The sequence below is a fragment of the Duganella sp. CF402 genome (assembly GCF_900109645.1).
Classification (GTDB): Bacteria; Pseudomonadota; Gammaproteobacteria; order Burkholderiales; family Burkholderiaceae_D; genus Rugamonas.
On record NZ_FOBG01000001.1, the window covers coordinates 1,852,871 to 1,867,242 of the forward strand.

The following is a 14,372-nucleotide window of genomic DNA, read 5'->3' on the forward strand; positions in this document are numbered from 1 at the left end:
TATCTTGCTGCGCGAGGTTTAGCGGCTGCGCCGGAAGGGGCGGTGCACTCCGCTGCCCTTTGGTGCGTCGATATGGCGGAAAGTAATCCGGCCCTTGTCCAAATCATAAGCGGACAACTCCAGGGTTACGCGATCACCAGCCAGAATGCGGATGAAATTCTTTTTCATGCGGCCCGCAGAATAGGCAATCAGGCGATGGCCGTTATCCAGCTCAACGCGGTATCGGCTGTCCGGCAAGATTTCCTGCACCACGCCCTGCATCTCAATAAGGTCTTCTTTCGCCATGATCAGAGCCGCCGCACCACATGAATCTGGGTCGCGCGCCCGCCAAGCGCCGACGTGTCCAACTGATAAGCAACGAGCTTATGGGCCAGCGCCCCTGGAGCTTGTGTCTCGACGAAATCATCGATATTTGCCATGACGTCGTGCCCCCCCCCTGCATCCGGCCTGATTTGACCAATGTCTTCCAATCGACTGAACCAATGAATAGTTCCTGTATGCGTAATCATGCTGCTCCTTGCTATAGACGAACGAACCCAACTCTCAAGTAGAGCCAGTGGTCGAGCATCAGACAGGAGTGGCGGGGCAGCCTAATCAGGAAGGAGACAGGACGGTGACAGAGTACCGAAATGGGAGTGGGACTCCACAGGAATTCAGAGCAATCACCTAATGATAGTTAAAATTTAAATGCCTATGCAGGCAAAATTATCCCGACAGTGGCTAGCTGGAATGCAGCATGACTAAAACCCGTTAATAAAAAAGGCCGTAACGTCACCGCTACGGCCTTTTCCCACAATGCTTGCGTTTAAGCGGCGGTTGCTGCCTTACCCAGCACGCTGCGGATAGTGCCGGCCAGATCTTCGGCAGAGAACTTCGCTACATACGCATCGGCGCCCACGCCTTTGACGTGGTCTTCGTTGGTCTTGCCCGACAGCGAAGAGTGAATCACCACCGGGATCTTGCCGAAGCGCGGATCCTGCTTGATCAGACGGGTCAGCGTGAAGCCGTCCATCTCCGGCATTTCCAGGTCGGTCAGCACCATCGCCACGCGGTCGGTGATCGGCAGGCCTTCGGCCTTGGCGCCTTCCGCGATCGATTGCAGGCGGTCCCACGCTTCCTTGCCGGACTTGGTCATGATGAAGTGCACACCCATCGCTTCCAGGCCTTTTTCGATCAGGTTGCGCGCCACCACCGAGTCGTCGGCAGCCAGCACCACCGAACCCGGCTTGAGCAGCACTTTCGGGCCGATGGTTTCCGGATCGATGTCGTCGCGTTCCGGCGGCACCAGTTCGCGCAAGATGGTTTCCACGTCCAGCACCTGCGCCAGGCGGGTGTTCTGGGTGTCGCCGTCGACGCGGGCGATACTGGTGACTTTGCCGCCAGCCGTGCCTTCGGCGGTCAGCACCTGGCTCCAGTCCAGGCGCACGATTTCATCCACTGACTCGACCGCGAACGCTTGCGTGGTGCGCGCGAATTCAGTGACCAACATGATATTCAGACCGGTTTTTGGGGTCACACCGACGATGCCGGGCAAATCCAGCACCGTGATGATTTGTCCGCGCAGGTTCACAACACCCAGCATGTGTGGCGGGGATCCGGCCACAGCGGTGACTTCGGGCATGGCCACGATCTCGCGGATTTTGAAGACGTTAATGCCGAACAGCTCGGAATGTTCGCCCTTGGCGTCGCCGCCCAGGCGGAACAGGAGGAGTTCGAATTTGTTGGAGTTGGTCAGGTTACTGCGCTCATCAACTTCCTGTTGAACAGATTTCATGGATTTCGTCTCCTTCGGTGGTCCTCACCCAGTATAACGTTTGCAATGCAAAGTTGTCGTATTGGATGTTGCGGATGTTGTATTGGAGAACGATAAACAACAAAAAAGGAAGCCCGTGGGCTTCCTTTTTCATGTACTTGAATTCTGGAGCGGGAGAAGAGTCTCGAACTCTCGACCTCAACCTTGGCAAGGTTGCGCTCTACCAACTGAGCTACTCCCGCAGAAGGCAATATTATGACAGAAAGATTTCCGTTCCGCCAGAGCCAGCTGCCAACTTTTTGTCGAACTTCCAATAGTGTAAGCTTAGTCCGTTTTTGCTATGTAGAAGGACGGGAATGGATTCGATCGAAGTTGTACTGATCATGCTGCTGGCGGTGGTGGCCAGCGCCTACATCCGGCGCTTGCTGCCGCGCACGATCCCGCTGCCGCTGGTGCAGATCGGGCTGGGCGCGCTGATCGCGGCCAAGTCCTCGCATGGCGTCGATCTGGAACCGGACCTGTTCTTCCTGGTGTTCCTGCCGCCGCTGCTGTTCCTCGACGGCTGGCGCATCCCCAAAAGCGGCCTGCTGCGCGACAAGGGCACTATTCTTGAACTGGCGTTCGGGCTGGTGGTGTTCACCGTGGTGGGCGCCGGCTTCCTGATCCACTGGATGATCCCGGCCATGCCGCTGCCAGTGGCGTTCGCGCTGGCGGCCATCGTCTCGCCGACCGATCCGATTGCGGTCAGCTCGATTGCATCGAGCTCGCCGATTCCCAAGCGCCTGATGCACATTCTGGAAGGCGAATCGCTGCTGAACGACGCCTCGGGACTGGTGTGCTTCCGCTTCGCCGTGGCGGCGGCCATGACCGGCGTGTTCTCGATCGAAACCGCCGCCCTCACCTTCGTCTGGCTGGTGGTGGCCGGCATCGCCGCCGGCGTCGGCCTGACGCTGGTGGTGACCTGGGTGCAGCGCTGGCTGGTACGCCATTTCGGCGAACCGCCGGGTTCCCCGATTCTTGTCAACCTGCTGATTCCTTTCGGCGCTTACCTTGTGGCTGAGCGCCTGCATGCTTCCGGCATTCTGGCAGCGGTGGCGGCCGGCATCACCATGAGCTACGTCGAGTTGAGCGGCCATGCGCACGCCAACACCCGCATCCAGCGTTCGGCCGTGTGGGACACGGTGCAGTTTGCGCTCAACGGCGTGATGTTCGTGCTGCTCGGCGAACAGCTGCCGGACATCTTCCGTCTCGCCGGCGCCTCGCTGGAGGAAAGCGGCCATGTGAACCGCTGGTGGCTGGTGGCGTATGCGTTTGCGATTACCGGCGGCCTGCTGGCGCTGCGAATGGCGTGGGTATGGGCTTCGCTGCGGCTGACCATCTTCAAACAAAAGATGCGGCACCAGCCGCGCCACAAGATCAAACTACGGCTGCTGCTGGCCACCACGCTGGCCGGCGCGCGCGGCACCATCACGCTGGCCGGTGTGCTGACGCTGCCGCTGGTGCTGCCGGACGGTTCGCCGTTCCCAGCGCGCGCGCTGACCATCTTCCTGGCCTGTTCGGTGATTCTGATTTCGCTGCTGGTGGCCAGCATTGCCTTGCCTCGCTTGCTGGCCGGCGTCACCTTCCCGGCCGAGCCGGAAGAACAGCAGGAAGAGGATCTGGCACGGCGCGCGGCGGCCAATGCGGCCATCAGCGCCATCGAGCAAACACAGATCGAATTGATGGAGGCCGATGGCTGCGTCGATCCGGAAGTGTATCCGCAAGCGGCGGCACGGGTGATCGCGTTCTATGAGCACAAGCTGAAGGAAGTGGATCCGGAAAGCGAGCAGGCATGGCGCAAGACCGACTCCGCCGAGAAAGAACTGCGACTGGCGGCGCTGGAAGCCGAGCGCCGCACGGTGTGGGACCTGGCCAGGCATGACCACATCTCCGACGAAATCTCGCGCAAGCTGGTGCGCGAAATCGATTTGATGGAAGCGCGCTATCGTTAATCCTATGCAGAGAACCCGCACCATCATCGCCATCGCGTGGACCCTGTTCTGGATCCTGATGGTTTCCACTTCGGTGCAGGAATACCTGCGCGACCACGATCACGGCATCTGGAAGCCGATGCTGTGGGAGACCTCGTCCGCGCTGACCGGCACGGTGCTGCTGATCCTGCAGCGCCGCTACACCCGTAAGTATGATGTGTTTATATCCAACGCGCCAGTACGCTGGTTCGCGCGGCAGCTGGCGTGGCTGCCTGTGTACTGGGTGATGTTCGTACCGGCCGCGTTCAGCATGCGGCACGCGGTGTATGGGCTGATGGGCGAAACGTATACACATGAAGGATGGGCCAAGGTCTATCTGTATGAAGACATCAAAATGACGGTGTTCTTCAGCATTTTCGTGGCGATTACTTTTGGCGTGCTGTCGTTCCACGCCATGCTGGACGAGAAGGTACGCGTGGAGCGGGCCAACGCTTCCTTGCGCGAGGCGCAGCTGCTGCGGCTTAGCCAGCAGATGCAGCCGCACTTCCTGTTCAATGCGCTGAACACGATATCGTCGCTGATGTACAGCGACGTGGCGCGGGCCGACGCCATGCTGGTGCAGCTGTCCGACGTGCTGCGCGCGACGCTGGATGTGGGCGAGCGCCATCTGGTGCCGCTGGAGACAGAACTGCGCATCCTGCGCGGCTATGCGGCGTTGATGAGCGAGCGCTTTGCGGATCGCGTCAGCATCGCGTGGGATATCGATGATTCGCTACTGGCATGCGAGGTGCCGGTGATGAGCATGCAACCGCTGTTGGAGAACATATTCAAGCATACCGTCGAAAAGCGCCGCCAGCCAACCGCGATCAGCATCAGCGTCCACCGCGCCGACGGTGCACTGGTGCTGCGTATCGAGGACGACAGCGGCACGCTTCCTGCGGCCGCCAGCCGGGCGGGAGACAGCTCGGTGCGCGGCGCGGACGAAGCCGGTGCGACGGGCGGCGGCATCGGCGTGCGCAATCTGCGCGAGCGGTTGGATGCGCTATACGCTGGCCGCGCCGCCTTCGACCTGATCGCGCTGTCGCCAGCCGGCGTGCGCGCAGAAGTGAGGCTGCCATGCGCATCCTGATCGTTGACGACGAACGCCCGGCGCGCGACAAGCTGCGCCGCATGCTGGCCTCCGAGCCCGGCATCACTGCCATCGAAGAAGCGCGCGACGGCGTGGAAGCGCTGGAACGCCTGCCCGCCTTCGCCCCCGACGTGCTGCTGCTCGATATCCAGATGCCCGAAATCACCGGCCTCGATGTCGCCGCCTCGCTGCCCTCGCCCGCGCCGCTGGTGGTGTTCGTGACCGCCTACGACGAATACGCCATCCGCGCCTTCGACGCCAACGCCATCGACTACCTGCTCAAGCCCTACGACCAGCCACGCCTGCAGCGCGCCTTGCAACGGGTGCGCGAACGCCTCGCACAGCAAAGCGCCGCAGCAGCGCAGGCCACGCCCGCTCCGGCCGCCGCCCCGCTGCCGGCCATCACCCAGCTACTGGTACCGGAACGCAGCGGCACGCGCGTGGTCAAGGTCGACCAAATCCAGTGGATCGAAACTGCCGACAACTACGTCATCCTGCACACCGCCGACGGCGCACCGCTGATGCGCCAAACGCTGGCCGGCCTGCTCGACAAACTCGGCCCGCGCTTCCTACGCTGCCACCGCCGCGCCGCCGTGCAAGTGAGCCATATCGCCAGTATTGCCAACCTCGATAAAGGCGACGGCGAAATCATCCTCCACACCGGCGCCCGCGTCCCGCTCAGCCGCCAATACCGCACCGACCTGGAAGCCCGACTTGTATCGGAATGTAAAAGGTGACAAACCGCGTATATCTTCGCAACTAAGTGTCCCTACAATTCCGTAATCTCATCAACGGAAAGGTTGCGACATGAAGACGATATGGCTTGCAGGGATGGCGGCGCTGGCAATGCTACAAGGCTGCGCCTCCGTCAGCGTCGACCAGATGACGCCGACCGGCGGGATGGTCACCAGCGCGCGCGGTGGCGGCGGCTGGGACGAAACGCCAATGAAGCAAATCAAGCAGCGCGACTCGGTGGTGGTGCTCACCCATTTGAAATGGGATCCGCAAGCCGGCAGCGCCGGCAACCACGCCGTGAAGTGGACCTGGTACAGCGAAGATAAAGTAGTCGCCATCCGTGAAAAAGAGGTCAAGTTCGACAAGACGCCAATGCGCCTGAACTGGCATCTCCCTGCCGGCAATTTCGATCCCGGCCACTACCGCGTCATCGTCACGGTCGATAACAAGATCATGGATACGCAGGAATACGACATCGTCCGATAGCGTCCATCCAACTCGCCCCACGGCGCGCCCATTTCGCCCCATCGCGGTGGACGCGCGTGGTGGGCGTCCGTAATCTGGCTCCATTCACAAGGAGCCAAGAATGAACAACAACCGCCTCTACTTCCTCGACTGGATCCGCATCTTCGCGTTCTGTTTGCTGATCTTCTACCACACCGGCATGTACTATGTGACATGGGACTGGCACGTGAAAAGCCCGTTCGCCAGCAACGCCATCGAGCCGCTGATGATCCTGTCGTCGCCGTGGCGCCTCGGCCTGCTGTTCATGATTTCCGGCGTGGCCACCGCCTTCATGTTGAAGAAATTTCGCGTTGGCGCGCTGCTCAAGCAGCGTAGCTGGCGGCTGCTGGTGCCGCTGGTGTTCGGCATGTTCGTCATCGTGCCGCCGCAGGCCTACTTTGAAATAGTCGAGAAAATTGCTTACCAGGGCGGCTACGCCGAATTCATGCGACTTTACGTGAGCGGATACGAAGGCTTCTGCCGTGGCAAGGATTGCCTCGACATGCCGACCTGGAACCACCTGTGGTTTGTGGCCTACCTGTGGGTCTACACCATGCTGGGCGGCTTGATCGTGTGGCTGCTGGGCGCGCGCTTCGATGCAGTCTCGGACGCGCTGGGCCGGCTACTCAGCGGCTGGCGCCTGATCGTGCTGCCAGTGGCGATACTGGCCCTGGCGCGCTTCACGCTGGCCGACCGCTTCGAATCGACACACGGTCTGGTCGACGATTGGTACAACCACGCGCAGTACTTCTTCCTGTTCGCACTGGGCGCGATGCTGGCGGCACAAAAGCAGCTGTGGGCCAGGATGGATGCGCTGCGCTGGACCAGCCTCGGACTGTGGCTCGCCAGCTGGGCGCTGATCGTCTGCTACTGGTCGATTCCGGAAGCGTTGGCCAACACGCCTGAAGTGCAGCAATGGAAGCCGGTATTCCGCACCATCTACTGCCTGTGCCAGTGGATGCCGATCCTGACCGTGTGCGGCTTCGGCCACCGCCACCTGAACTTCGACAGCGCCAAGCGCCGCTACCTGACCGAAGCCGTGTTCCCGGTCTACATCCTGCACCAGACGCTGATCGTGGCGATGGCGCACTGGATGAAACCGATCAAGCTCGCCCCCGGCATCGAAGGCGTGTTCCTGATCGTGCTGACCTTCGCCATCAGCTTCGGCGTGTTTGAGGTGGTGCGCCGCATCGCCGTGCTCCGCCCACTGTTTGGACTGGGGCCGCTTACTTCACAAACGTCAGCGTATGCTGCGCAGGCCCCGGCAGCAGCGGCGACGCCCGGCCGGTAAGCCAGTCGGTGCGGCCATCGAGGAAGTACGGCGACAGCGGATGGCCGCTCTGCCCTCCCGGCATGTTGAAGATACCTTGCTCCTCATGGCCCGGCGACACGGTCAGGCGCTCCGACTGGCCGAAGTTGGGACCGGACACGCGCGGCATGTGCTGGTCGCCCGGCAGCATATCCGGCGCCACTTTCAGGTATTTGCCGAGCAGCGGGATCGCCGACGCCATCGGATGCGCGCTGGTGGCGGTGTTGCGCTGGCCCCAGGTGGCAGCCGATAGCGGCTGGCCATCCTTGGTCAGGTCCTTGATCACGCGGTCCATCGCGGCGACCTGCAAGGCCTGCCAGTCCGCATACTGCGATGGCAGCCAGGCCGCAGGCTGCTGGTCCAGCAGGCGCGCCAGCACCACAGGCCAGCGTGAGCTGACCGAGGCCATGCTGGATTTTGGATCGATCTTCGCCAGTTCGGCGTTGGCGTTTTCGTAGACGATGTCGTACACCGCGTACATGAAGCCGCGCGTGATGCGGTAGCTGACCGAATCCACGCTGGCCTTGCCGCTCCATTCATCCTTCAGCAGCTTGAGCGCTTCGGTGCGCTGGGTGTTGCCGGCGACGGCTTTGGCGTCCAGCGCCGCGATGGCACGCTCGCGCCACGCTGTCAGGAACACGGCGCGGTCATCGAGGCCAATGGCGTAGACTTCCTTCACATCCGTCTTCGGACCGAGTGCGGCCAGATCGTCGCGCACCTGATGCGTGCGCGCGCCGAGATCGAAACCGCCGTCGCCGATCAGCGCCGCGTTGGCGCCAGCCAGCTGGCGGCTGTTGGCGGTGGCAAGGTGGCCGTCCGCAGGATTCACCACTTTCGGATATTCCGCAGGCGACAGCCAGCCTTGCCATACGCCGGCGGTGTCGTCGGCGCTCATCGGATAAGTCGAGGCCACACCAGCCGGCGCGCGGCGCGGCAGCGGGCCGGCGATGGTCCAGCCGATATTGCCCTTGTCGTCGCCGCCGACAAAATTCTGCGCAGGGACACCCAGCGTGGCGGCAACCTCCAGCGCCTGATCCAGCGTGTCGGCCGATTCCATGCGCGCCAGATTGAAGTTGACGGCGCCCGGCAGATGCGCGGTCCAGTGCAGCGCATAGCTGCGGCCCGACGCTTCGCGGATCGGGCCGAGCGAAGTTTCGCGCACGGCCAGCTTGGCGGCAGGCGCGCCTTTCACCAGGATGGTTTCTTCATGCACCACCGGCGTCTCCCAGCCCGCTTGCGTGCGCACCTGGCCCGGCTTGGCCGCATCGCTATCGAGCGCGATGAAGTCCATGTAATCGCCGTAGCTGTTGGTGAAGCCCCATGCCACCTTGCCGTTACTGCCGACCACCACCAGCGGTGCGCCCGGCAGCGTGACGCCGACCATGCGGCGCTGGCCGCCCTTCCCGTCCGGGAATTGCAGCGCGGCGCGATACCAGATGGTCGGCAGCGAGATCCCGAGGTGCATGTCGTCGGCGACGATGGCCGCGCCGGTGTCGCTGCGCGCGCCGGACACCGCCCAGTTGTTACTGCCCAAGGTGTTGAGGAATTCGGCAGCGGCCACCTTGGTGGGCGCCGGCGCGTCGGCCGCTTTCGGCTTGCCCCACCATGCAGGCGGCGCGGCAGGGATCACCACATCGGCGGCTGCGATGGTCTGCGCATCAAGCGGAGCGTCCCACGGCGAGGACTCCGGCGCGAGGAAGGCGCGCTGCTCGTCGGTCGCGTGGTCCTTGAACCAGCCGCGCGCCAGTTCGCGCGGTTCCTGACTGCCTTGCAGGTCGAAGTACATGGCCCAGATGACCAGCATAGTGTCAGCCGGCTGCCATGCGCGCGGCGGCAGGCCGACCAGCGCATATTCAAACGGCTTGGCGCTGAGCGCATTCAAGCCGTCGTTGACGCCGGCGACGTAACGGTCCAGCAGCGCGCGGTCGGCCGGCGACATGGTTTTCAACGCAACTTCGGCACGGGCGCGGAAACGGTGCAGGCGGTGCGATTTATCGAGCGGCAGCGCGCGTTCGCCAAACAGCTCGGACAATTCGCCGGCGGCCACACGGCGCAGCAAATCCATCTGGAAGAAGCGCTCCTGCGCGTGCACGAAACCGGTGGCGTAGGCCACGTCGGCCCGGCTGCCGCCGCTGATGAGCGGCACGCCCTGTGCATCGCGCGCCACGCTGGCGGTGGTTTCAAGACCCGCCGCCTGGCGCGAACCCTCCAGCTGCGCGAGGCTGCCGCGCAAATACAGCCACGCTGCGGCGATCGCCAACAACAGCAGCCCTACTGCGCCAATCAACACCCGCCTGGACCACACCATCACACGGTTTTTCTGCATACCATCCCCGTTATATGAAACATGAAGTTGGCAATACTGCCAGAGAGACGGGGTACGGGCAATCAGCTATTTATAGAGGAAGTTCCCAAGTTTCGTTGACCATGTCCTTGCCGAAGGCGTGCACCGGCTCCTCGGCCACCAGCACATAACCTTTGTTCTGGTAGATGTGGCGCGCTTCCTTTTGCTGATCCGTGGTCCACAGGCGCATCTTGCGGTAGCCGGCGGCGCGCGCGAAGCTGTGGCATTCATCCACCAGCCGCGAGCCAAGGCCATAGCCGCGCGCTTGTTCCTCCACCAGCAGCAGTCGCAGCTTGGCCACGCCCTCCTCACCGCTGCGCGCCAGTGCGATCGAGCCAACCGGCTGGCCGTTCATCTCGGCGATCCAGCAGTGTTCCAGCGCCGGATCGAAATCGCGTTCGAAATCGGCGCAGATCTGGCCGACGAGCGCTTCAAAGCTGCGGTCCCAGCCCTGATTAGCTTCATAGGTTTCGCCGTGGCGGCGCGTGATCCACGCCATGTCGCCGGGGCGGTGCGCACGCAGCACGAACGGCTGCGCGTATTTCATGCCGCTTTCGGCATCGAGCAGATCGCGGATGGTGCGCATGGCGTCGAGCATGCGCAGCTGGTCCGACTCGCCGAAGCGCGACAGCATGTCGCCTACTTCCTCGCGCGAGCGGCGGTCCAGCGGTTCATAGATGGCGCGGCCATGATCGGTCAGGTGCAACAGCTTGGCGCGGCCGTCGGTGGCCGAGGGCACCTTGCTGACCAGCCCCGCGCTTTCGAACTTGGCGATGATGCGGCTCAGGTAACCGCGATCCAGCCCGAGGTCGCGGCACAGCGCGGCGGACGGCTGGTCGCCATGATGCGCCAGCTCGTACAGCACGCGCATCTCTGTCAGCGTAAATTCGCTGTGCAGCAGGCCTTCGCGCAGCACGCCGATCTGGCGGGTGAAAAAGCGGTTGAACGAACGGACCGCCGCAACGCGGTCGTTAAACACAGGAACAGGCATGGGCACTCCGGCTATCGTATGCGGCAATTTTGCGACAGATTGCTGACTGAGTCAACATTATAGCTAAGCCGATGATGCTAGAGTAAGCACAACACGACTACGCGGCCATCGCGCCGTCTCTTGCCATGTTAGCTGCGCCTATCCCCGACAACGACCGCGAACGCCTCATCGCTCTGCGCGAGATGCTGATCCTCGACACGCCGCCGGAAGAACGCTTCGACAAGGTGGTGCAATTCGCGGCGCAGGAATTTGACGTGCCGGTCGCGCTGATCTCGCTGATCGATGAAAACCGCCAGTGGTTCAAAGCCCGGGTGGGGCTGGATGCTTGCGAGACCGGGCGCGATGTTTCGTTCTGCGGCCACGCCATCCTGCAGCCGGACATCTTCATCATCCCCAACGCGCGCGAGGACGAACGCTTCGCCGACAACCCGCTGGTGACCAGGCCGCCGCACGTGATCTTCTACGCCGGCGCGCCGCTGCGCATGCCGAACGGCTACGCGATCGGCACCCTGTGCCTGATCGACCACCATCCGCGCGCAACGCTGGACAGGACCGAGCTGGCCATCCTCGGTTCACTGCGCGACTTGCTGGTGGAAGAGCTGACCGGTGCTGCGGAGGTGCCCGATGCCTGAAGCACCGTCGCAAAACCTCAACATGCTGCTGGTGGAAGAGCAAAGCCTGCTACGCAAAACCGTCTCGCTGACGGCCCGCTCGCTGGGCCTGGGCACCGTGCACGAAGCGGCCACCATCCAGAGCGCCGAACGCATGCTGCGCGAGCGCGCCTTTAACGGCGCGGTGATCTCCATCGATTGCGGCGCGGACGGCGACTGCCTGTACAACCTGAGCCTGCTGGACAAAGTCCGCAACGGCATGTCCGCCAGCGCCGCCACCATTCCGATCGCCGTGATGGTGGACCACGCCACCGCAGAGCTGATGTACGAACTGCGAGAGCGCCAGGTCAGCCGCGTCATCCTCAAACCCTTCCGCGCCAAAATCCTGCTGGAAGCGTTCGAGGCCTTCGGCAAGTAGCCCGTTTCCTAAATTCAATTCAGGGTCAGCTCTGTCATTTGGACACGCACACACATTCTTTGAGAAATATCAAAGCGCACACCTCAGATATCGCAGCTTAAAAAGAAGTTGGCCGCGATTGGAAAACCATAAAAATACGGTTAAGGCATTGATCTAGCACAAACATGGTTCCCGCCTGTCCAAATGACAGAGCTGACCCTGAATTTAGTAGCCGGATTATTTTTTGCTGACTTGGCGCGCGGTGTCGTGGTACTGCCAGAGTACGTTGACGATCTTCCATGTGCCGCTCTGGTTTTTGTAGAGGTGCATATAGTCGATCCACTCGTCGGCAGTCAGCTTGACGGTCGCCACGCGCTGGTCGATATCGAGGATCTTGATGCCGACGCGCGGCTGCGCCGGGAATTTGGTGCCGTCCTTGTTGTAGTTGCGGGCGACCTTGACCATCGTATCGAAGTCGGTATTCATGACAAACTCCGAACCGTCGGCCTTCTGCCAGTAGGTGCGCTTGGCCAGTTGGGGATCAAGGCTACGCTCCATGCGGGCCGGGTCGACCTGGTGCTGCGACTCGATGTAGTCGCGCACCGCGTGCTCAATCAGCTGCTCATCGGTGGCGTCGGCAGCTTGCGCTGCCAGCGGCGACACCGCACACAGGAAAATCATCAAAGACTTTTTAAGCGCCACCTGCATCTGCCCCTCCGTCCGCCATCTGGTTTCAGTAGATTTCGCGTGCAACCTCGCGCACCGATTTTAGCAGCAGTTCGGCGCCTGGGGAGAGGATGTGGCCATCCACGGTGATGATGCCGAAGGCGTCCATCCGGCACGGCAGTTCGATCGGCAGGATGTTCAGCACGCCCTGCGATTCGTAGTACTTGGCCACCGCGATCGGCATGACGTTGAGCGCGTCGGTCTGCTGCAGCAGCGGTTTAATCAGCAGCACCGCCGTGGTGTCGACCACGTTGATCGGCACTTCCAGGCCAGCGCGGCGGAACATCAGTTCGCAGCGCGCGCGCAGGATGGAGCCTTGCGGCGGCAGGATCCACGGCTGGTTGGCGATGTCGCGCAGTTGCAGGTTTTTCGACGCCAGCAGCGGATGGCCGGCACGCACCACCGCGCACGCCGGCTCGTCGCCCAGTTCTTCGTAGCTCAGCCCTTCCGCGCTTTCACGCTCCGGAATGCGGCCGATCATGAAGTCGAGACGGCCGCGCTGCAGCTGCTCCAGCAGCACGTTGGACTGCTCCATCTCGACGCCGATGCGCAGCTTGGGAGCGGCCTGTTTGGTGCGCGTGATCGCCTGCGGCAGCAGCGCGATCCCCGGCGTCATGATGGTGCCGATGTCCACCTGCCCGGACAAGCCGGCCTTGATGGCGACGATGTCTTCATGCGCCAGCGAGAGACTGGTCAAGGCCATGCGCGCGTGGCGGATCATGGTCTCGCCGTAGATGGTCGGCTCCATGCCGCGCGGCAGGCGCTCGAACAGCTGCACGCCCAGCATTTCCTCGAGATCCTTGAGCTGCTTGGACGCGGCGGGCTGCGTCATGTGCAGCTCTTCCGACGCACGGTGGATGTTACGTTGTTCGTCCAGCGCGATCAGCAGCAGCAGCTGGCGCGTTTTCAGGCGCGCGCGCAGGAACCAATTCGGATTCGTATCCATAGTCACTTACAAGCAGCACTTGGGTTGGCCGCCGGGCCTTCCTTAGTCTGTTTGATGAACGGGATGGTGCCGTCAGCATTGTACGTGAATTCCTCCACCGCTACCGAACGGCGGAACTCCGCGCCGCCCGGCAGTTTGGCGTTGTGGTAGAAGATGTAGTTCTTGCCGTTGAACTCGACGATGGCCTGGTGGATGGTCTTGACCTTGGCGTTCTTCGACATGATCACGCCCTGGTATTTCCACGGCCCGGTGGCGCCCGGGCCGGTGTAGTACGCCGTCTCTTCCGGGAAGTCGCGCGAGTAGGACAGGTAGTAGGTGCCCTTATGCTTGTGCAGGTACGGCGCTTCGGTGAAACGGTCCATGCCGACGGTGTGGATCGGGCCATCCAGCTCGGTCATGTTGGCTTTCAGCTTGGCGTACTTCAGGATCGTGTTGCCCCAGTAGAGGTAGGCCTGGCCATCGTCGTCGATGAATACCCCCGGATCGATGTCGTCCCACGCAATCGGCGCTTCCAGCGTCATGTTGTTGGTGATGAGCGCCGAGCCGCGCGCGTCGACGAACGGGCCTTCCGGTTTGTCCGACACGGCGACGCCGATGGCGCGCCCCGGAATCGTCGCGTGATCGACGGTGGCGTAGAAGTAGTATTTTCCATCGCGCTTGGTGATGTCGGCCGCCCATGCGTCGACTTTGCCTATCGCCCATTTGAAGGCCGATGGCTGGATCGGCGAGCCACGGTCGGTCCAGTTCTTCATGTCGCAGCTGCTGTACAGGCGCCATTCCTTCATGACGTAGTCCTTGTCGGTCGGCGATGCCTGGTCGTGGCCGACGTACAGGTAGACGGTGCCGTTTTCGACAAAGGCCGCAGGGTCGGCGGTGAACAGTTCAGGCAGGATGGGATTGGCCGCATTTGCGGCGCAAGCCAGCAGGCTCGCCGCAGCGAACATCAGACTTTTTTTC

General features: G+C 62.3%; 15 protein-coding genes and 1 tRNA gene. 7 read left to right on the top strand and 9 right to left on the bottom strand.

What is annotated here, in order from left to right:
* Positions 1-18 precede the first annotated feature (18 nt).
* The 4 genes from infA to BMZ70_RS08310 all read right to left on the bottom strand — a co-directional run bounded on the left by infA (position 19) and on the right by BMZ70_RS08310 (position 1,995).
* Positions 19-285, bottom strand: coding sequence for a translation initiation factor IF-1 (gene infA, locus BMZ70_RS08295; RefSeq protein WP_092272254.1), 267 nt, complete (start codon positions 283-285; stop codon positions 19-21).
* A gap of 2 nt (positions 286-287) precedes the next feature.
* Positions 288-509: a hypothetical protein gene (locus tag BMZ70_RS08300; protein ID WP_092272257.1), complete on the bottom strand. Its 222-nt coding sequence runs from the start codon at positions 507-509 to the stop codon at positions 288-290.
* 296 nt (positions 510-805) lie between these two features.
* Positions 806-1,774 (bottom strand): chemotaxis protein, encoded by a 969-nt coding sequence (locus tag BMZ70_RS08305; protein WP_092272260.1) that lies wholly within the window; start codon positions 1,772-1,774, stop codon positions 806-808.
* A gap of 145 nt (positions 1,775-1,919) precedes the next feature.
* Positions 1,920-1,995 (bottom strand) — tRNA-Gly (locus BMZ70_RS08310).
* A 114-nt stretch (positions 1,996-2,109) separates the two neighbouring features.
* Between BMZ70_RS08310 and BMZ70_RS08315 the strand changes: the two genes are divergently transcribed.
* From BMZ70_RS08315 to BMZ70_RS08335, 5 genes are all read left to right on the top strand, one after another.
* Positions 2,110-3,744 carry a Na+/H+ antiporter gene (locus BMZ70_RS08315; protein WP_092272263.1) on the top strand — a complete coding sequence of 545 codons (1,635 nt, stop codon included), beginning with the start codon at positions 2,110-2,112 and terminating at the stop codon, positions 3,742-3,744.
* 4 nt (positions 3,745-3,748) lie between these two features.
* Positions 3,749-4,852 (top strand): sensor histidine kinase, encoded by a 1,104-nt coding sequence (locus BMZ70_RS08320; RefSeq protein WP_092272266.1) that lies wholly within the window; start codon positions 3,749-3,751, stop codon positions 4,850-4,852.
* Complete coding sequence (locus BMZ70_RS08325; RefSeq protein ID WP_092272269.1) at positions 4,840-5,589, top strand: LytR/AlgR family response regulator transcription factor; 750 nt, start codon at positions 4,840-4,842, stop codon at positions 5,587-5,589. The genes BMZ70_RS08320 and BMZ70_RS08325 overlap by 13 nt, the downstream gene beginning before the upstream one ends.
* Before the next feature lie 70 nt (positions 5,590-5,659).
* Positions 5,660-6,073, top strand: coding sequence for a hypothetical protein (locus tag BMZ70_RS08330; RefSeq protein WP_130300852.1), 414 nt, complete (start codon positions 5,660-5,662; stop codon positions 6,071-6,073).
* A gap of 100 nt (positions 6,074-6,173) precedes the next feature.
* Positions 6,174-7,382, top strand: coding sequence for an acyltransferase family protein (locus BMZ70_RS08335; RefSeq protein ID WP_092272275.1), 1,209 nt, complete (start codon positions 6,174-6,176; stop codon positions 7,380-7,382).
* On the opposite strand, the gene BMZ70_RS08340 is transcribed toward BMZ70_RS08335, so the two are convergent.
* Both BMZ70_RS08340 and BMZ70_RS08345 read right to left on the bottom strand, forming a co-directional pair.
* Entirely contained in the window at positions 7,318-9,726 is a 2,409-nt protein-coding gene (locus BMZ70_RS08340) for a penicillin acylase family protein (RefSeq protein WP_092272278.1), read from the bottom strand. The two genes, BMZ70_RS08335 and BMZ70_RS08340, sit on opposite strands and share 65 nt — an antisense overlap.
* A 70-nt stretch (positions 9,727-9,796) precedes the next feature.
* Positions 9,797-10,735 (bottom strand): bifunctional helix-turn-helix transcriptional regulator/GNAT family N-acetyltransferase, encoded by a 939-nt coding sequence (locus BMZ70_RS08345; RefSeq protein ID WP_092272281.1) that lies wholly within the window; start codon positions 10,733-10,735, stop codon positions 9,797-9,799.
* 125 nt (positions 10,736-10,860) lie between these two features.
* Between BMZ70_RS08345 and BMZ70_RS08350 the strand changes: the two genes are divergently transcribed.
* Positions 10,861-11,367, top strand: coding sequence for a GAF domain-containing protein (locus BMZ70_RS08350; RefSeq protein WP_092272284.1), 507 nt, complete (start codon positions 10,861-10,863; stop codon positions 11,365-11,367).
* Complete coding sequence (locus BMZ70_RS08355; RefSeq protein ID WP_092272287.1) at positions 11,360-11,764, top strand: DNA-binding transcriptional response regulator; 405 nt, start codon at positions 11,360-11,362, stop codon at positions 11,762-11,764. Before BMZ70_RS08350 ends, BMZ70_RS08355 begins: the two co-directional genes overlap by 8 nt.
* A gap of 216 nt (positions 11,765-11,980) precedes the next feature.
* Here BMZ70_RS08355 and BMZ70_RS08360 read toward each other — a convergent pair whose 3' ends face one another.
* Genes BMZ70_RS08360 through BMZ70_RS08370 form a run of 3 tightly spaced genes read right to left on the bottom strand, consistent with a single transcriptional unit; the run spans position 11,981 to position 14,359 of the window.
* A complete protein-coding gene (locus tag BMZ70_RS08360) occupies positions 11,981-12,424 on the bottom strand; it encodes a nuclear transport factor 2 family protein (protein WP_165403499.1) in 444 nt (147 codons plus the stop codon).
* A 52-nt stretch (positions 12,425-12,476) separates the two neighbouring features.
* Entirely contained in the window at positions 12,477-13,415 is a 939-nt protein-coding gene (locus BMZ70_RS08365) for a LysR family transcriptional regulator (RefSeq protein WP_092272293.1), read from the bottom strand.
* Between the two features lie 2 nt (positions 13,416-13,417).
* The gene (locus BMZ70_RS08370) at positions 13,418-14,359 is read right to left on the bottom strand and encodes a glycoside hydrolase family 43 protein (protein ID WP_092272296.1); all 942 of its coding nucleotides are present in this window, start codon (positions 14,357-14,359) and stop codon (positions 13,418-13,420) included.
* Positions 14,360-14,372 lie beyond the last annotated feature (13 nt).